This is a genomic window from Pedococcus sp. P5_B7 (genome assembly GCF_054049895.1).
In genome coordinates, this window is sequence record NZ_JBFULM010000002.1 from 165003 (window position 1) to 182803 (window position 17801).

The window sequence follows — 17801 nt, forward strand, 5'->3', positions numbered from 1 at the left end:
AGACCCTTTGGAGCGTCGTTCAGCGCAACCCTCCAGCGCTGGTCCACCGCAGGCGACTTGAAGCAGTCCGGCACCATCACTCTCACAGCGGATTACCTCCCGCCGAAACCGGCGGTGAGCGCGGCGATCGACCCCTCGGGCGTCGTCGCGAAGAAGGCCGGCGCCGTGACTGTCTCTGGCACCGTGAACTGTTCAGGGTCGTCGGGGACGCCGTCGATCAGCGGCACCGTCCGCCAGTTCTACAAGCGCCAGGTGCAGACCGCGCCCCTGACCTTCACCGGCCTCGCCTCGTGTACGGGCCCAGGCCGCTGGACCGCTAGGGGTTCGTCGTCGACCTTCCTCTTCACGGGTGGCACCGCGGACGTCTCGGTTACGGTCGAAGCCTGCAACCAGCGGGGATGCTCCACCGCCACCACCACGCGCACCGTCAAGCTCAAGGTGATGTGACCACGGGCGGCGGACACCATTTCGCCCTAGAAGGCGAGACAGGCCGTGTGCGGTGCCGTGCCGTAGAGCGTTTGTCAGCGTGCCCTTGCAGGAATGGTGACGGTCCGCGAGCCGCACGTGCCAGAAAGGATGCCTGAGAGCTTGGTGCGCTCGGCAGAGTCCATCGTCAGCCGCCACCGATACTTGATCTGCACCCAGTAGATCGCGTAGAGGCACCGGGAGGACGTCAGCGGAGGCAGCCACTGCGCCGGGTCGGACGCCCCCTTGGACGAGTTGAGGTTGTCCGTGATGGCATTGAGGTTTGGGTAGTACAGGTCGTTGGAGTAGCGGTGGCGGTCTGTGCTGCTCCAGTAGCGGGCCCCAGAGCCCCACGCCTCGGCCAAGGCGACATGGTGGTCGATGTCGACGTCGGCAGGGTTGGTCCATGTGCGTCCGTCCCACTTGGAGACCCACTTGCCGGATCGGACGTAGCACCGGTTACTCGAGGTGTAGGACACCGGAACCAGTGACTCAGAGACAAGGACCTCGGCGCGGGTGTTCTGGCAGTCGCCGTTGGCATCGATCCAGTCCTGGAACTTGGCCCTGTCGTAGCTGGCGTTGTTCTCGAAGGCCACGCTGATCTTGAACAGGAGCGACCGGGCGCTCGTGGTGGCGGCCTCCGCAGGGGCCGCGGCGCCGATAGCCAGGCTGGCTGACGTGAGTGTCGCCAGCACGGCGGCTATCAGGCGGCGCGAAGTCACGCATACAGCGGACCACAACTCACCCTCGGACGTCCTCGGAATCTAGATAGACGCCGAGAAACCCGGCTTGAGGGCCTCCCCCGGCAGCACGGCCGGAGTGCTGTCATGCCAGTTGCTGATGTTCATGGCCGGTTCCGGCGCAGCCCCGGCCGTGGACGGGTGGCTGCGCCTCTTCACCGACCCTGGGTCTGCGGATGGTCGACCTGGACGGCGAGCAGGGTGAGGCCGAGGTCTCGGACCCGGTCCAGCAGTCCGTGCAGCGCGGCCTGGTCGGCTACCTCTCCGGTGAGGGTGGTGGTGCCGTCAGGCTCGTGGGTCACCGTGAACCCGTTGAACGACGAGCCCCAGTGCGCCCCGAGGTGCCCGTCGACCCGCAGCCGATAGCCGGTGGGCGGTGGTCGGCGGTCCGGCTGGATCACGGCGAGCCCACCCGAGCGACCAAGCTGGCCTTGCGACCCGGACGAGCCTCGCGGACTCGCCTGCCGCGGCGGATGACGAGCTCCGCGACCGCGAGGTTGATCACCCAGCCGGCCCCGAGACCGAGGTCGGTCGATGGCGACCGGTCGCCGAGGACGGCATGGGCGAGGCCGAGGGTGAAGGTCTGGGTCCCGGCGCCGAGGGCGAGCGCATACGCCCGCGTCATCCAGGCCTGGTGGGTGGCGACGTCGGCACGACGGATCGCTGCGAAGCCGAGCGTGATGCTGGCGGCCATGCCCGACCCGGCAGCCAGCCGGAAGAGGTAGGCCAGGCCACCGGTGTCGGTCTGGCGGGGGTAGAACAGTGTCATCCACAGACCGGAGAACGCGACGGCCAACCCGAGCACGACCAGCACGCGTCCTGTCCCCCGGTGCCAGCCGGGGCGACGACGACGCAGACGGGAGGAGAACTGGAAGGCGCCCAGGACGGCATACGGGATGACGCTCAGGATGTGCACCACGACCGGGGCCGGCGAGGCGGTGATGCGCGCGTTGTGCGGCATGACGTGCGGACCACCGAGCACCTCGACGAGGCGCAGCGAGCCTGCGATCACGGGTATGGCGCTGAGGGCCACGAGCGCGTACGGCACCCACCCTGCCGACCTGGTCGACGAGGTGGGTGCCGTGGTGCCGGAGGTGGTCACCTGGCGCCGGCCAGGTCGCGCCGCGAGCTGTCCGCGGTGGTGGCGGGCTGGGTAGCCCGGCTGCGACCTTCGCTCCAGAGCGAGTACCCGAGCCCGACCATGGCCACGCCGATGGGGAGCGCGAAGAGCCGGAAGTTCACCTGCGGGAGGAAGGGGATCGCGATGGTGGCGACGGTGCCGGCGGCCAGGACCACAGCCGCCCATCGGGCGAGGACGTCGGCCCGGAAGAGTGCGACACCGAAGAGGAATCCACCCAGCAGGTAGGTGACCGCGTTGACGATGCTGAGCGGTCCCATGAGCCCGAGGTCCCCGACCGCCTTGCCGTCGGTGGCAGCGGCGACCACGTCGGAGACGTAACCCGGCGACGTGTCCGCGATCGAGGGCAGGACGACGAGGCCGATGATCTCGACGCTGAGCATGATCAGGTAGCCGATCACGAACAGGCTGTAGCCGAGCAGCCCCAGGACCCGCGTCTGCCTCACCTGCCGCAGGTACATCCCGGTGATGCCGGCCAGCGACAGCACGGCCATGACCACCTTGGTGCCTTGGCGCACCTTCCACTCGGTCGTCGAGATGAACGCGAGGTCGAGCGGCGGGTGCTTGACCTGGACGGCGATGAAGAGGACTCCCGCGACGACGGCGCAGAGGCCGGCGGCGCGGATCAGCTTGGCGGTGGTGATGGTCATGGTTGGCTCCTGGGTCGAGGTCCTCGGCGAGGCGCCGCGGGGGATGACCTGAAGGTAGGAGCCGACAGGGTGACGTGGCGTCACCCGACGATGTGACCGACGGGGTGATCCCTAGAGCAGGCCCCGCTCGCGCGCCCTGCGGACCGCCGCCCGACGGGTGTTGACGTCGAGCTTCGTGAAGATGTGCTTGGTGTGGGTGCGCAGCGTGTTGTGCGACACGAACAGCTCTCGGGCGATCTGCGGTCCGGTCAGCTCGCTGTCGAGCAGCCGCAGCACCTGGAGCTCCCGCTCACTCAGCAACTCGGTCGCCGCGCGCACCTGAAGTCCACCGTCAACGCCTCCACCGTGGGCTCCCCTGCGGCCGAGGATGCGTCGAGCGCGTGCGGCGGCGGTCCCTCCCGGCCCGGCAGCCCCCCGCTGTTCGACGGCACGCAGCAGCTCGACCATCGGGGCACCTTCGTCGAGGAAGAGGCGCACGGAGCCCTCGGGTTCGGCGGCGTCGGCCAGTGCCTCGGCGAGCACCGTCGCCGCTCGTCCGCGATCGCCCGAGGCGTCGAGGGCCACGGCCGTGAGCATGCTGATCTCCAGGAGGCTGCCGTTGCGAGCCAAGGCCCGGGCGTCGTCGGCCAACCTCCGCAACAGGCCGAGCGCGTCGTCCAGCGCGCCCGGGTCGGGGTGGGGGCGGTGTCGAGCGACCAGCAGCCGCACCAAGGTCAGGTGGTCGTGCTCGCGCAGGTAGTCAGGGCTGTCATCGGTCGACACGCCTCGCTCCGCTGCCCAGCGCGAGGCCCGCGACAGGTCGTCGGCCGCGATCCACACCCGGGCCCTGATCGACGCGATGGGACGGACATCGGGGAAGAAGCCGGGTCGGTAGCTCTCCTCTGCCTTGGTCAGCAGCGCGTCTGCCTCGTGCGGGTCGCCGCCCGCCGCCGCCACGCGACCTCTCGCCACGAACCACCGGTGCAGGCTCTCGATCATCGGCGCCCGTTCGGCCAGCGTGGTGGCTGCGTCGAGGTGGCGCGTAGCCGCGTCGAGGTCTCCAGCGTCACGGTCCAGCTCGCTGAGTCCCACGTGCAGGGTGGCTGTGGCACGGGCGACGGGTTCGCCGTGCGCCTCCGCCACGTCCAAGGCCCGCTCGTACAGGCGACGGGCCTCGCCCGGTCGACCCGCGGCGACCAACAGGTCGGCGAGCACCACGGTGCTGGTGAGCTCGTCGACCAGGTTGCCGGCCGCGTGCAGACTCGCCACCGCTTCGGTGAACGTGTCGAACGCGGTCCGCACGTCGCCCTTCGCCCAGGCCGCGAGCCCGAGGAAGCCCGCCGCCCCGCCTCGCGCGAGGTGGTCCTGCGGGCCGGCCAGCTCGAGCGCGCGGGTGGCGTGGGCGACGGTCCCGGCGACGTCACCATGCGCCTGGGCGATGGCCGCGCGGTGCACCGCGATCGTCGCGGGCAGCGTGCGCAGGTCGTCGGTCTCCGCCCACGGGGGGGACGGGTCCGGGCCCGCCGCGAGCGACCGCTCGGCATCGTCGAATCGCTCCCCGACCGCGTCGAGGTCACCGGAGACCATGAGGAGGTAGCCGTAGAACACGCTGAGCACCGGACTGCGCCGGACTGTCGCATCGGGCAGCTCCTTGAGCCAGCCGAGCAGGAGGGGTTCGCGGCAGTGCCGCCGGATCGCCGGCACCGCGAGTTCCATGAGGTATGCCGCGCGGTCGAAGTCCCCCGCGTCCAGCGCGTGCCGGACCGCGTCGTCGGCGAGGTCCTGCTCCTCGTACCAGTGGCTCGCCCGCCGGTGCAGCAGCGGGACCAGGTCGGCGTGGTCGGCCAGCAGGTGCGCCTTCAGGACGTCGGCGAAGAGGTGGTGGTAGCGGTACCACCGCCGGTCGTCGTCGAGCGGGACGAGGAACAAGTTGGCTCGTTCGAGGACCTCGAGGACCCGTTCGCCGTCGGAGCGTCCGGTGAGCGCGTCGCACAGGGGACCGGTGAGGCGGTCCACCACCGCCGTCCGCAGCAGGAAGTCGCGGACGTGCTCGGGCTGGTGGGCGAGGACCTCCTCGACGAGGTAGTCGACGACGTAGCGGTCCGTGCCGGCGAACCGCGAGACGAAGCCGCTCGGGTCAGCCCTACCCCGCATCGACACCGCTGCGAGCTGGAGCGCAGCGATCCATCCTTCGGTGCGCTGCTCCAGCGAGGCGACGTCGGAGTGGGCCAGGCCAAGTCCCGCAACGGCGTTGAGGTAGTCCGTCGTCTCTCCCAAGGTGAAGCGCAGGTCGGCGGCGCGCACCTCGACCAGCTCGCCACGCACCCGCCAGCGCGGCAGTGGCAGGTCCGGGTCGGCGCGCGTGCTGACCAGGACGTGGACGTTCTCGGGGAGGTGCTCGAGGAAGAACGTCACTCCCGCGCGGACGTCCGGATCGACGACGACGTGGTAGTCGTCGAGCACGAGCCAGACCTCGTCAGGTGCAGCACCCAGACCGTTCAGCAAGGGAGTCAGCAGGGCCTCCGGCGACATCGGCCCGGACTCGATGCGATCCCCCGCAGCGGGATCGAGACCGGTCACGGTCCGCTGCAGCGCGGCGGCCACATAGCTCCAGAACGACGCGGCCTCGTTGTCCGACGAGTCGAGTGACACCCAGGCGACCGCTCGCCCGGTCGTGGCCGTCCGCCGCGCCCAGTCGGACAACAGCGTCGTCTTGCCGAATCCAGCCGGTGCGGACACGAGGGTCAGTCGCGCCTGCTCCCCCGCGCGCAGGACGTCGTGCAGCCTCGGCCGGGCCACCAGACCCTGCCGTGGCCGGGGGACGTACAGCTTGGTCCCGATCAGCGGACGTGCCACGTGCTCCCCCGTTCCGAGGTGCACCACCGACCGATGCGTGGCGTTGCCCGGCCCACGCTAGTGCTCAGAAGCCGCCCATGTCGCCGCCGCCGAAGTCGCCGCCGCCGAACCCACCCGAGTCGAACCCACCAGAGTCGAACCCACCAGCGTCGAAGCCACCAGCGTCGTACCCGCCCGAGTCGTAACCGGAGTCTGTCGCGCCAGCGTCGCCGGTCGAGTCGGCCGCGACCTCGCCGCCTGCGCCTCCCCCGTCGGACTGCGACCCGTCAGACCCGGACCCGTCCGACCCGGACCCGTCCGAGCCAGAGGTGTCCGAGCCGTCGGCCGCCGAGGTGTCGCCCGCCTCGGCGGCCTCCGGCGAGGAGTCGTAGCCGTCGAACAGCGAGTCGGCGATGGCGGAGCCGATGACGACCCCGGCGATGGTGCCCATCATCGAGCCCATGATCGTGCCGCCCATCCCGATCCCTCCGCCGGCCATCCCGCCGCCGAACCGGCCGCGGCTGAAGGTCTGCTCGAGGTAGCCCGGCTGCCGCAGCTCGGCGCGGGTTGCCGCCCGGGCCATCGACTGCGGGTCAGCCGTGGGCGGGGCCTCCCCGGCCGGCAGCCCCGAGGACAGCTCGGCCAGCACCTGCTGGCGCTGCTCTGGGGTCAGGCGCGCGAACGCCTCGGCGTGCACCTGCTCCAACGACTCCGGCGGCGCGGTGCGCAGGAGGTAGCGGTAGCGCGCGATGGCGCGGTCATCTTCGGACGCCGGGCCGGTGGGCGAGGGCCCGGTGGGCGAGGGGGCTGGGCGCGTGGACGGCGACTGGCCGGCATACCCGCCCTGGGTCTGGAGCGGTTCGCGGCCGAGCAGTCGGTCGAGGAAGCCCATGGCACTCTCCGTCGGGAGGTGGGCAGCTGGTTGCCCACGGTCCCACCACCCTGCAACGCGCGGGGGGCGAAAAGCAATCAGGCGCGACCGCGGCCTGAGTGCAGTCAGGAGGTCAGCGGGCTGATCGAGCCTTCGAAGGAGGAGCGGCCACGGCCACTGGCCCGCGACGCGTCGGCGGTGCGGGCCTGGACCGTCGAGACCATTCCGAGGGAGGCGCCCACGCCGTCACGCTGGTCGAGCGCGGAGGCGTCGCCATCCATCAGGGGGACGAAGCGATCGAGCAGCTGCTGCCACATGTCCATCCGGCCCTTCTGTGCCCAGGCCGATCGTTCGTGGAGCCGATCGGCGACCTTGCCGTCTTCTGACGCGCAGCATGAACGATGCCGGACGCCAGGTGGTGGTGGCGCGCCGCAGCATGCCGTCTCATTCGTTGGTCAGGGACCACTGGCCGAACGGCTGACCGGACAGTCCGGGACGAAGCGGGGCGAGTCGGGCACCAGCCGTCGACCGGACGCCGATCTGCGCAGGTCAGCGGGTTCAGGTCGTCCATCCGCCGGTCGCCGCGCTGCTCTCGACGAGCTCCACCGCCACCTCGAACCACACCGTCGCGCCCGCCGACGTGCGGTGCGCCCCGAACGCGTCGGCGATGGCCTTCACGAGGGACAGCCCGCGTCCCCGGACCGCCATGGTGTCGGCGCCGGTGAGCAGCGGCTCCCCGCGGTTGCCGCTGTCTGCCACGGTGACTGCCACGATCCCCGTGTCGAGGTCCATGGTGAGGTGCGACTCGGTGCCGGCGTGGAGCACGGCGTTCGTGATCAGCTCGGAGATCCCGGTCACGATGGTGTGCTGGTCGCCGTCGCCGACCTCCCAGTCGGTCAGCTGCTCACGTGCCCAGTCGCGAGCGGCGCGCACCGACTCGGGCATCGGGGGCACGACGATCGCGGACCTGCGGTGTCCCTCCGGCGAGCGACCGACCGCGATCACCGCACAGTCGTCCTCCTGCCCGGAGGCCTGCACCATGGCGTCCATGATGTGGTGCGCCACGCTCCGGGGACTGCCGGGCGGGAGGTCGGCCAGCACGGCGAGCAGACGGTCCTCGCCCTGGTCAAACGCCTCGCCCCGGCGTTCGAGCAAGCCGTCGGTGAACCCGACGAGCATGTCGCCGATCCCCAGGGTCAGGTGGTGGGCCGGTCGCACGCCCTCGATCCCGAGCGGCGGACCGACCGGCATCTCGACCAGCGTCCCGCGCGGGCGGCCGTCCTGCCGCGAGGCCCGCCCGAAGAGCAGTGCCGGCAGCGGGTGACCGGCGCTGGCCAGCACCACCTCGCCCGTGCCGGGGTCGACCGCGCCGTAGAGCATCGTCACGAAGAGCTCGCCACCGAACGCCATGCCCGGTCGGGCGCGGGGGCTGCCCAGCGGCATGGACGCCGGCCACAGGGCGTCGAGGTCCGAAACCACCCGGTCGAGGGCGGCCATCACCGACGCCGGGTCGCTGTTGGTCAGCGCAGCGCCGCGGACCGCGGCCCGCACCTGTCCCATCACCGTCGCGGCCATCACCCCACGGCCGACGACATCCCCGATGACGATCGCCAACCGGCCGTCTGGGAGGAAGAACGAGTCGTAGAAGTCGCCTCCGGCCACGGTCCCCTCGGAGACCGGCTCGTAGCGGGCGGCGATGCTGATGGCGTCCGACTGCGGGAGGTTCGGCGGGAGCAGGGTCCGCTGCAACAGCTCGGCCGTCGTGCGCTCCGCGTCGTAGACGACAGCGCGACCGAGCGCATCGCCGACCAGCTCGCGGAACGGCACGAGCACCGCCACCACGTCGTGCGGCAGCGGCGCCGCCTCACGCTGGATCACGAGGGCGGCCTGGCTCCTGCCGGTGCGGAACGGGACAGCCACGATCTCGCCGTTGTCCGACAGGTACGGCTCGCCCCGGGCGATGGCCTGGGCGATGAGGGCAGCCATGTCCTCCCCGAGCTCGGACCAGATCAGGGGCAGCCGCTCCTCGTCCGGGGACAGCTGTTCGATGCGGTGCCGCCGGGCCATCCGCCACGACGACGGCGACGGCGACGGCAGGCAGATCGAGACCGACAGACCGTCGAAGGCCACCATGGCCTGGCGCAGCACCACCTTGCACACGTCGTCGACCGTGACCGCCACGGCCAGGAGCGCCGCGAGCTTGGCGACGGCGCGGGCGCGGCCGATCGCATTCGTGGTCTCGACGATGACGTGCAGCACCGCGAGGACCTCACCATCGGATCCCAGGACCGGCGACCCGCTCCTCAGGTAGTAGCCGACGTCGCTGCTGTCGGCGGCACCGAGGGCTCCCGCCCTGGTGCCCGGCCACGCACCACGCCCGCGGTCGAGCCGCAGCTCGACCCCATCGTCGAGGAAGGACTCGGCCTCGCTGAAGGCCCGCTCGAGAAGGGGCCCGACCTTGGGGTCGTCCCAGACCTCGGCGACGACCTTGCGGGCCGACTGGCCGAACGCCGACGGGTGCTTCGTCCCCAGCAGCTCCCGGAACGCGTCGTTGTAGAGCATCGTGAAGTCGGCACCGCACAACAGGGCCACCGGCAGGGGGCACTCGAGTGCGATCTCCCACGCGGCCTCGAGCTGGGTCGGCCACTGCTCCCGCGGACCGAGCGGCGTGGCCGCCCAGTCGCTGTGCGCAGCGAGGCGCCTCGCCTCTCGCGTCCGGCCCTCACCCACGCAGTCCGCCTCTGTCCGCCGCTCGCGCCGCTCCACGTGCCACCAGCGGTTCGCCCTATCCGAAAGGGTATGGCCCCGACCCCGGGTAGAACACGGTCAAACCGCACTCAATCGTGAGAGATCTTCTGCCCGGCCTGCGCCTGGTCGACGAGGAAGGCCCACTCCCAGGCCACCTGGCGCCACGCGTCGTAACGGCCGCTCTTGCCGCCGTGACCAGCGACCATCTCGGTGCGCAGCAGGACGGGCCGGGCGGCGGGGTCGCTCGCGGTGTGCTCGCGCAGCCGCGCGACCCACTTGGCGGGCTCGGTGAAGAACACCCGGGTGTCGTTCAGCGACGTCGTCGCCAACACTGCCGGGTATGCCGCGTCGCGCACGTTCTCGTACGGCGAGTAGGCCTTCATGTAGGCATAGACCTCGGGATCGGCCAGCGGGTTGCCCCACTCCTCCCACTCGACGACGGTCAGCGGCAGCGTCGGGTCGAGGATGGTGGTGAGGGCGTCGACGAAGGGCACCGCGGCGTGGACCGCACGGAAGCGTTCGGGCGCGAGGTTGACGGCAGCGCCGATGAGCAGGCCACCAGCCGAACCCCCTTCTGCCACAAGACGATCCGGCGCGACCCAGCCGCTGTCGACGAGGTGCGCCGCGCAGGTGACGAAGTCGGTGAAGGTGTTCTGCTTCGCCTTGAGCTTGCCCTGGTCGTACCAGGACCGCCCCAGCTCGCCCCCGCCACGGACGTGCGCGATGGCGTAGACGAAACCCCGCTCGAGCAGCGACAGCCTGGCCACCGAGAAGTAGGGGTCGGACGAGATCTCGTAGGAGCCGTAGGCGCTGAGCAGACCCGGGTGGCTGCCGTCCGGCTCCGAGCCGGCCGGAAAGACCAGCGACAGCGGGATCCGGGTGCCGTCGGCAGCGGTCGCCCACTCCCGGCGCTGCTGGTACTGCGACGGGTCGTAGCCGCCGAGCACCGGCTGGCGCTTGAGCAGCTCGAAGTCGCGGGTGGCCACGTCGTAGTCGAAGACCGTCTTCGGCGTCACCATCGACTCGAAGACGACCTGGAGCCGGGTCGTGGCGGTCTCCGGGTTGTCGCCGAGGCCGACCGAGTAGACCGGCTCGTCGAACTCGAGGTCGTGGTGCCCACCGAATCCCGAGCCCTCTGACGCGTCGCGGGCCAGGACCCGCAGGGCGGTGAGCCCGTCGCGGCGCAGGGACAGGACCGCGACGTCGTCGAAGGCGTCGATGCCTTGGAACCGCTCCCCTGGCTGGGACCGCATCATCGTCTGCCACTGGTCGGCCGAGGTGGCGTCGATCGGAGCCCAGGCGAGGTCGGAGTCGAGCGAGTCTGCGTTGTGCACGATGAGGAGACGGTCGCCGGCCGGCTCGACGTCGTACTCGACTCCTTCGCGCCGCGGTGCCACGACCCGGAACTCGCCGGTCGGGTCGGCGGCGTCGAGGATGCGGACCTCCGAGGTCGTCTTCGACCCGAGGCCGATCATGACCCAGCGGTCGTCTCGGGAGGACCCGACGCCCATCCAGAAGCGCTCGTCGTCCTCCTGGTGGACGAGCACGTCGCCCTCCACGGAGGTCCCGACCTGGTGGCGCCAGACCTGGTGGGGGCGCCAGGTCTCGTCGACCCGCGTGTAGAAGACGTGCTTCCCATCAAGGGAGAACACGCAGCCGTAGCCGACCTGGTCGACCGCGGTGTCGATGACCTCGCCGGTGCGAAGGTCCTTGACCCGCAAGGAGAATCGTTCGTCACCCTCGGTGTCCACGGCATACGCGAGCTGCTGGTGGTCAGGGCTCACGGTCAGGGCTCCCAGCGCGAAGAACTCGTGGCCCTCGGCCTCCACGTTGCCGTCGAGGAGGACCTGCTCGCCCTCGACCACCACGTCGGCCGCCGGCATCGGCCGCGGCGCGCCCTCGACCCGTGGAGTGCGGCACTCGACCGAGTACTGCGCTCCCTCGAAGCTGCGGGAGTAGTACCACCACGCCCCGCTCGCCACCGGTACCGACAGGTCGGTCTCCTGGGTGCGCGAACGGATCTCCTCGAAGATCGCGTCCCGCAGCGGCTGCAGGTCGGCCGTCACGGCCTCGGCGTAGGCGTTCTCGGCCTCGAGGTGGGCCCGCACCGCCGGGTCCTCCTTGTCGCGCAGCCACTCGAAGGGGTCGACGACCACGTCACCGTGGTGCTCGCGCACGGTCTCGCGACGCTCGGCGAGTGGCGGGGTCGGCAGGGTTGCCTCAGGCGTGCTCACGCTCGCACCCTACGTGGTGGCTCAGCCCGCGAGGCAGCGCGGGCCGAGGATCACCTTGAGGTCGCCGAAGAGCGCCTCCGTCGCGTTGACCCGGTAGGAGTCCTCGAGCTTCATCAGCACCGACCGGCCGGGCTGGCTCAGCCGCACGTGCACCTCGGTCGAGCCGGGGTGCGAGGAGAGCACCGACTTGAGCTCCTCGACCTTGGTCTGGGTGGCGCGGTTGGTGTCGATGGTGACGACGACCGGGCCCCGAGGACCCTCGGAGATGTCGGGCAGGGTCAGGTCGGACGCGAAGATCGTGGGGGTGTCGTCGCGCCGGTTGACCCGCCCCTTCACCACGACGACCGCGTCATGGGTCAGTGCGTGCTGCACGGTGAGGTAGGCGCTGGGGAAGAACAGGCACTCGATGGCGCCCTCGAGGTCCTCGACGGTCACGATCGCCCAGAGGTCGCCCTTCTTGGTGCGCTTGACCTGGAGCCCGGTGATCAGCCCGGCGATGGTGACGTTGGCCCCTTCGGGTTTGCCGTCCTCGCCCATCAGGCTCGCGATCGAGGTGTCGGCGTGCGAGCTGAGCACGTGCTCGATGCCGAACAGCGGGTGGTCGGAGACGTAGAGCCCCAACATCTCGCGCTCGAACTGCAGCAGCGTCTTCTTGTCCCACTCGACCCCGGGGATGGTCGGGAGCACCGAGAAGTCGACCGACTCACCAGCCGCGTCGTCACCGAACGAGCCGAACAACGAGTCCTGGCCGATCGCCTCCTGCCGCTTGATGTCGACGAAGTTGTCGACGAAGTCCTCGTGGACGCGGTAGAGGCCCTGGCGCGACTCCTGCAGCCCGTCGAAGGCACCGGCCTTGATCAGTGACTCGATGGTGCGCTTGTTGCAGACCACCGCTGGGCACTTGGACAGGAAGTCCTTGAAGGACGTGAACCGGCCCTTGTCCTCGCGTGCTGCCACGATCGCCTCGACGACGTTGTGGCCGACGTTGCGGATCGCCTGCATGCCGAACCGGATGTCGGTGCCGACCGCCGCGAACCGGGCCACCGAGTCGTTGACGTCCGGAGGGAGCACCTTGATGCCCATCCGCCGGCACTCGCCCAGGTAGAGGGCGGACTTGTCCTTGTCGTCGCCGACGCTGGTCAGCAGGGCGGCCATGTACTCGGCGGGGTAGTTGGCCTTGAGGTAGCCGGTCCAGTAGGACACCAGGCCGTAGGCAGCGGTGTGCGCCTTGTTGAAGGCGTAGTCGGAGAACGGGACGAGCACGCCCCACAGGGCCGCGATCGACGCCTCGTTGAAGCCCTTGGCCTTCATGCCCTGGGAGAAGGGGACGTACTCGGCGTCGAGGACCTCCTTCTTCTTCTTGCCCATGGCCCGGCGCAGCAGGTCGGCGTTGCCGAGGGTGTAGCCGGCGAGCTTCTGGGCGATCTCCATGACCTGCTCCTGGTAGATCACCAGGCCGTGCGTGGTGCCGAGGATCGGCAGGAGGGCGTCCACCATCTCCTGCTGGAGCTTGCCAGCCAGCTGCGGGTCGAGGGGGGTGAGCTCCTGCTTGCCGTTCTTGCGCAGCGCGAAGTTGGTGTGGGCGTTGACGCCCATCGGCCCGGGCCGGTAGAGCGCGAGGGCGGCGGAGATGTCCTCGAAGTTGTCGGGCTGCATGAGCTTGAGCAGGGTGCGCATGCCACCACCGTCGAGCTGGAAGACGCCCAGGGTGTCGCCGCGCGCGAGGAGGTCGAAGGTCGCCTTGTCGGTCATGTCCTTGGACAGCGCGTCGAGGTCGATGTCCTCGCCGCGGTTGGCCTTCACGTTGTCGATGGCGTCGTCGAGGATGGTGAGGTTGCGCAGCCCCAGGAAGTCCATCTTGACCAGCCCGAGTGCCTCACAGCTCGGGTAGTCGAACTGGGTGATGACCTGGCCGTCCTGCAGCCGTCGCATGATCGGGATGACGTCGATGAGCGGCTCGCTCGACATGATGACGCCAGCGGCGTGCACACCCCACTGCCGCTTGAGCCCCTCGAGGCCGAGCGCGGTGTCGACGATCTCCTTGAAGTGCGGCTCGGTCTCGACCAGGGCGCGGAAGTCGCCGCCCTCGTTGTAGCGCTTGTGCTCCGTGTTGTAGATCTCGGCCAGCGGCACGCCCTTGCCCATGACGTCAGGGGGCATCGCCTTGGTGAGCTGCTCGCCCACCACGAAGGGGTGGCCCATGACCCGGGCGGCGTCCTTGACGGCCTGCTTGGCCTTGATGGTGCCGTAGGTGACGATCTGGGCGACGCGGTCGGCGCCGTACTTGTCGGTGACGTACTTGATGACCTCACCGCGACGGCGCTCGTCGAAGTCGACGTCGAAGTCGGGCAGCGACGGTCGCTCGGGGTTGAGGAACCGCTCGAAGATCAGGCCATGTGGGATCGGGTCGAGGTCGGTGATCTTCATGGCGTAGGCGCACATCGACCCCGCACCGGACCCACGACCGGGGCCGACCCGGATGCCGTTGGCCTTGGCCCAGTTGATGAAGTCGGCGACGACGAGGAAGTAGCCGGCATAGCCCTTGGAGACGATGACGTCGGTCTCGAAGGCGGCCTGCTTGGTGGCGTAGTCGGGGATCCCGCCGGGGAACCGCTCGACCAGCCCGCGCTGGACCTCCTTGATGAACCACGACTCTTCGTTCTCGCCCGGGGGGCAGGGGAACCGCGGCATGTAGCGGCCCTCGTCCTCGGTGAACGAGATGTCGCACATCTCGGCGATGAGCAGGGTGTTGTCGCACGCCTCGGGCAGCTCGCGCCAGGTGTGGCGCATCTCGGCCGGGCTCTTGAGGTAGAAGTCGTCGGCGTCGAACTTGAACCGGTTGGGGTCCATCAGGGTCGAGCCGGACTGCACGCAGAGCAGGGCGGAGTGCGCCTTGGCGTCCTCCTGCGTCGTGTAGTGCAGGTCGTTGGTGGCCACCAGCGGCAGCCCGAGCTCGCGGGCCAGGCGGAGCAGGTCCTTCTGGACGCGGCGCTCGATGTCGAGGCCGTGGTCCATCAGCTCGGCGAAGTAGTAGTCCTTGCCGAAGATGTCGCGGAAGTCGGAGGCGGCTTGCAGCGCCTCGCGGTACTGGCCGAGCCGCAGCCGGGTCTGCACCTCGCCCGAGGGACACCCGGTGGTCGCGATGAGCCCCTGGCCGTACTGGCCGAGCAGCTCGCGGTCGATCCGCGGCCACTTGGCGTAGACCTGGTCGAGGCTGGCCTGTGAGTCGAGCCGGAAGAGGTTGTGCAGGCCGTTGTTGTTGCGGGCCAGGAGGGTCATGTGGGTGTAGGCGCCGGACCCGGAGACGTCGTCGCCGGACTGGTGGTCCTCACCCCACTTGACCCTCGTCTTGTCGGTGCGGTGGGTGCCGGGCGTGACGTAGGCCTCGACCCCGATGATCGGCTTGACCCCCGTGCCCTGGGCCTTCTTCCAGAACTCGTAGGCACCGAAGACGTAGCCGTGGTCGGTCGTCGCCAGCGCGGGCATGCCCATCTCGGCGGCCTTGGTGAACAGGTCACCGATCCGCGCCGCCCCGTCGAGCATGGAGTACTCGGTGTGCACGTGGAGGTGGACGAACGAGTCGCTTGTGGAGGTGCCTGAGGCGATCTGGGGGGACATCAGAAGTGATCTTAGGTCGGGGGTCCGACGAGACCTAAGGGACGCGCCTGCCTGTGACGGATGAGGTGGGTGGTATGCCGCGAAGTCGGCTTCGCGGCATACCCCACGGCTCGCGCGGGCCGCTCAGAGGCGGTCGAGCGCCTGCGCGAGGTCGGGCGGGTAGGGGCTCTCGAAGGTGACGTACTTGCCCGTGCCCGGGTGGTCGAACCCGAGGCCCACGGCGTGCAGCCACTGCCGGTCCAGGCCCAGCCGGGCTGCCAGCTTCGGGTCCGCGCCGTAGGTGAGGTCACCGGCGCACGGGTGGTGCAGCGCCGAGAAGTGCACCCGGATCTGGTGGGTGCGGCCGGTCTCGAGGTGGATGTCGAGCAGGGAGACCGCCCGGAAGGCCTCGATCACCTCGTAGTGCGTGACGCTCGGCTTGCCCTTCTCCATGACCGCGAACTTGTAGTCGTGGTTGGGGTGCCGACCGATGGGGGCGTCGATGGTGCCGACCACCGGGTCCGGCAGGCCCTGCACCAGCGCGTGGTACTTCTTGTCGACCGAGCGGCTGCGGAACGCCTGCTTGAGGACGCTGTAGGCGTACTCGGACTTCGCGACCACCATGAGCCCGCTCGTGCCGACGTCGAGCCGGGACACGATGCCCTGCCGCTCGCTCGCACCACTCGTCGCGATCCGGTAGCCCGCGGCAGCAAGGCCGCCCACGACGGTGGGGCCGGTCCAGCCGACGCTGGGGTGGGCCGCGACCCCGACGGGCTTGTCGACGACGACGAGGTCGTCGTCGTCGTGGATGATGCTCATCCCCGGCACGGGCTCGGCGATCACCTTGAGGGTCGGGCTCTGCTCGCTGGCCGGCAGCGCGACCTCGAGGAGGTCGCCGGCACTGACCCGGTCGGACTTGCCGGCCTGCTTGTGGTTGACCTGCACGTCGCCCGCGGAGGCCAGGTCGGCGGCCTTCGTGCGCGAGACCCCGAACAGGCGGGCCAAGGCAGCGTCGACCCGCTCCCCCTCGAGGCCGTCGGGGACGAACAGGGTCCTGGCGTCGGTCAGGGAATCGCTCATTCTGCGGCCTCGTGTCGTCCGTGGTGGGGGCGCCGGCCGTCGACACCGATGCCGCGCAGGGCCAGCAGCCCGATCAGCAAGGCGGCGCCGACGATGGCGATGTCGGCGACGTTGCCGATGAACAAGCCGAAGTAGTCGATGAAGTCCACGACGTGGCCCCGACCGGGGCCCGGCTCACGGGTCATCCGGTCGGTGAGGTTGCCCAGCGAGCCGCCGAGCAGCAGGCCGAGCGCCCAGGCCCACCCGCGACTGCCGATCCTGCGGGCTGTGCGGACGATGACCACGAGCACGCCGAAGGCGATCAGGGTCAGCACCCAGGTGGCGTTGTCACCGATCGAGAAGGCGGCGCCGGCGTTGCGGATCAGGTTGAGCCGGATCAGCTCGCCGACCACGTTGACGGGCGACCCGACGTCGAGGGCGGACAGTGCCCAGGCCTTCGTGACCTGGTCGAGGGCGTAGGCCACGACGGCCGAGCCCACGAGCAGGGCGAAGAGGCCGCGGCGGTCGGTGGGGTGTTGAGGGGTGGAGGGGGATTCGTCGGCCGCGATCAGCGGCGCTCCTGCTTCGTCTTGCATGTCACGCATAGGGTCGCACGAGGAGCGGCCTGAAGGCGAAGTTTGCCGATGGGGTTGCCGCAGGACTCGCAGATCCCGTAGCTGCCGTCGTCCAGGCGCTCGATGGCGTGGAGGTTCTGGTCGAGCATCTCGCGGGCGTTGTTGGCCAGCGAGATCTCCTGCTCGCGCTCGAAGGTCTTGGCCCCGGCGTCCGCCTGGTCGTCGCCGGCGCCGTCACCGGCGTCGCGCATCAGGCCGACCAGGTCGGCCTCGGCCACGGTGATCTCCTGGCGCAGGTGCGCGACGTCCGCCTCGATCTCGGTGCGGATCTCACGCAGCTCCTTGGCGGTCCAGGGCGACTCGTCGTCACGGACGCGCAGCGAGCGCGGCGCGGCCTTGGTGGCTGCGCTGGTCCGCTTCACCGGCGCGGCCTTCTTGGCCGGTGCGGCCTTCCTGGCGGGGGCGGCGTTCTTCGCGGGTGCCGCCTTCTTCGCGGGGGCGGCCTTCTTCGCGGGTGCGGCCTTCTTCGCCGGCGCGGCCTTCTTCGCGGGCGCGGCCTTCTTCGCCGGTGCGGCCTTCTTCGCCGGCGCGGCCTTCTTCGCCGGCGCGGCCTTCTTCGCCGGCGCGGCCGTCTTCGCGGGCGCGGCCGTCTTCGCGGGCGCGGCCTTCTTCGCGGGCGCGGCCTTCTTGACTGGTGCGGCCTTCTTCACGGGTGCGGCCTTCTTGGCCGGTGCGGCCGTCTTCGCCGGTGCGGCCTTCTTCGCCGGTGCCGCCTTCTTCGCCGGCGCAGCCTTCTTCGCCGGCGCAGCCTTCTTCGCGGGGGTGGTCCTGGTGGCGCTGGAAGCCTTGCTGGCTGGTGCAGACTTCGTTGCGGCTCTCGCCTTTTGAACCATGATGTGCCCGGCCCCTC

15 protein-coding genes are annotated in these 17801 nt (G+C 70.2%); 2 read left to right on the forward strand and 13 right to left on the reverse strand.

From position 1 onward, the window contains the following. The first annotated feature begins 114 nt into the window (after nucleotides 1–114). Nucleotides 115–447 carry a DUF6299 family protein gene (locus tag ACXJKD_RS03615; protein WP_457252993.1) on the forward strand — a complete coding sequence of 111 codons (333 nt, stop codon included), beginning with the start codon at nucleotides 115–117 and terminating at the stop codon, nucleotides 445–447. 74 nt (nucleotides 448–521) lie between these two features. Here ACXJKD_RS03615 and ACXJKD_RS03620 read toward each other — a convergent pair whose 3' ends face one another. From ACXJKD_RS03620 to ACXJKD_RS03680, 13 genes are all read right to left on the reverse strand, one after another. After that, nucleotides 522–1187, reverse strand: coding sequence for a GmrSD restriction endonuclease domain-containing protein (locus ACXJKD_RS03620; RefSeq protein WP_457252994.1), 666 nt, complete (start codon nucleotides 1185–1187; stop codon nucleotides 522–524). 173 nt (nucleotides 1188–1360) lie between these two features. Beyond that, nucleotides 1361–1606, reverse strand: a complete 246-nt coding sequence (locus ACXJKD_RS03625) for a hypothetical protein (protein ID WP_457252995.1) — start codon at nucleotides 1604–1606, stop codon at nucleotides 1361–1363. Beyond that, a complete protein-coding gene (locus ACXJKD_RS03630) occupies nucleotides 1603–2307 on the reverse strand; it encodes a DUF2306 domain-containing protein (RefSeq protein WP_457252996.1) in 705 nt (234 codons plus the stop codon). Before ACXJKD_RS03630 ends, ACXJKD_RS03625 begins: the two co-directional genes overlap by 4 nt. Next, complete coding sequence (locus ACXJKD_RS03635) at nucleotides 2304–2993, reverse strand: hypothetical protein (RefSeq protein WP_457252997.1); 690 nt, start codon at nucleotides 2991–2993, stop codon at nucleotides 2304–2306. Before ACXJKD_RS03635 ends, ACXJKD_RS03630 begins: the two co-directional genes overlap by 4 nt. A 111-nt stretch (nucleotides 2994–3104) precedes the next feature. After that, the gene (locus tag ACXJKD_RS03640) at nucleotides 3105–5828 is read right to left on the reverse strand and encodes a tetratricopeptide repeat protein (protein WP_457252999.1); all 2724 of its coding nucleotides are present in this window, start codon (nucleotides 5826–5828) and stop codon (nucleotides 3105–3107) included. Nucleotides 5829–5892: 64 nt separating this feature from the next. Next, nucleotides 5893–6699 (reverse strand): hypothetical protein, encoded by an 807-nt coding sequence (locus ACXJKD_RS03645; RefSeq protein WP_457253001.1) that lies wholly within the window; start codon nucleotides 6697–6699, stop codon nucleotides 5893–5895. 104 nt (nucleotides 6700–6803) lie between these two features. Continuing rightward, nucleotides 6804–7001, reverse strand: coding sequence for a hypothetical protein (locus ACXJKD_RS03650; RefSeq protein WP_457253002.1), 198 nt, complete (start codon nucleotides 6999–7001; stop codon nucleotides 6804–6806). Nucleotides 7002–7236: 235 nt separating this feature from the next. Further along, on the reverse strand, nucleotides 7237–9408 hold the full coding sequence (locus ACXJKD_RS03655) for an ATP-binding SpoIIE family protein phosphatase (protein WP_457253003.1): 2172 nt from the start codon (nucleotides 9406–9408) through the stop codon (nucleotides 7237–7239). A 107-nt stretch (nucleotides 9409–9515) separates the two neighbouring features. Then, a complete protein-coding gene (locus ACXJKD_RS03660; RefSeq protein WP_457253004.1) occupies nucleotides 9516–11660 on the reverse strand; it encodes a S9 family peptidase in 2145 nt (714 codons plus the stop codon). 21 nt (nucleotides 11661–11681) lie between these two features. Beyond that, nucleotides 11682–15278: a DNA polymerase III subunit alpha gene (gene dnaE, locus ACXJKD_RS03665; protein ID WP_457253005.1), complete on the reverse strand. Its 3597-nt coding sequence runs from the start codon at nucleotides 15276–15278 to the stop codon at nucleotides 11682–11684. Between the two features lie 123 nt (nucleotides 15279–15401). After that, complete coding sequence (locus tag ACXJKD_RS03670) at nucleotides 15402–16337, reverse strand: RluA family pseudouridine synthase (RefSeq protein WP_457253006.1); 936 nt, start codon at nucleotides 16335–16337, stop codon at nucleotides 15402–15404. Next, a complete protein-coding gene (locus tag ACXJKD_RS03675; protein ID WP_457253007.1) occupies nucleotides 16334–16912 on the reverse strand; it encodes a signal peptidase II in 579 nt (192 codons plus the stop codon). The genes ACXJKD_RS03670 and ACXJKD_RS03675 overlap by 4 nt, the downstream gene beginning before the upstream one ends. After that, nucleotides 16885–17313, reverse strand: coding sequence for a TraR/DksA family transcriptional regulator (locus ACXJKD_RS03680; protein ID WP_457253009.1), 429 nt, complete (start codon nucleotides 17311–17313; stop codon nucleotides 16885–16887). The genes ACXJKD_RS03675 and ACXJKD_RS03680 overlap by 28 nt, the downstream gene beginning before the upstream one ends. Between ACXJKD_RS03680 and ACXJKD_RS03685 the strand changes: the two genes are divergently transcribed. Next, nucleotides 17291–17779: a hypothetical protein gene (locus tag ACXJKD_RS03685; protein ID WP_457253010.1), complete on the forward strand. Its 489-nt coding sequence runs from the start codon at nucleotides 17291–17293 to the stop codon at nucleotides 17777–17779. The two genes, ACXJKD_RS03680 and ACXJKD_RS03685, sit on opposite strands and share 23 nt — an antisense overlap. Nucleotides 17780–17801: the final 22 nt, after the last annotated feature.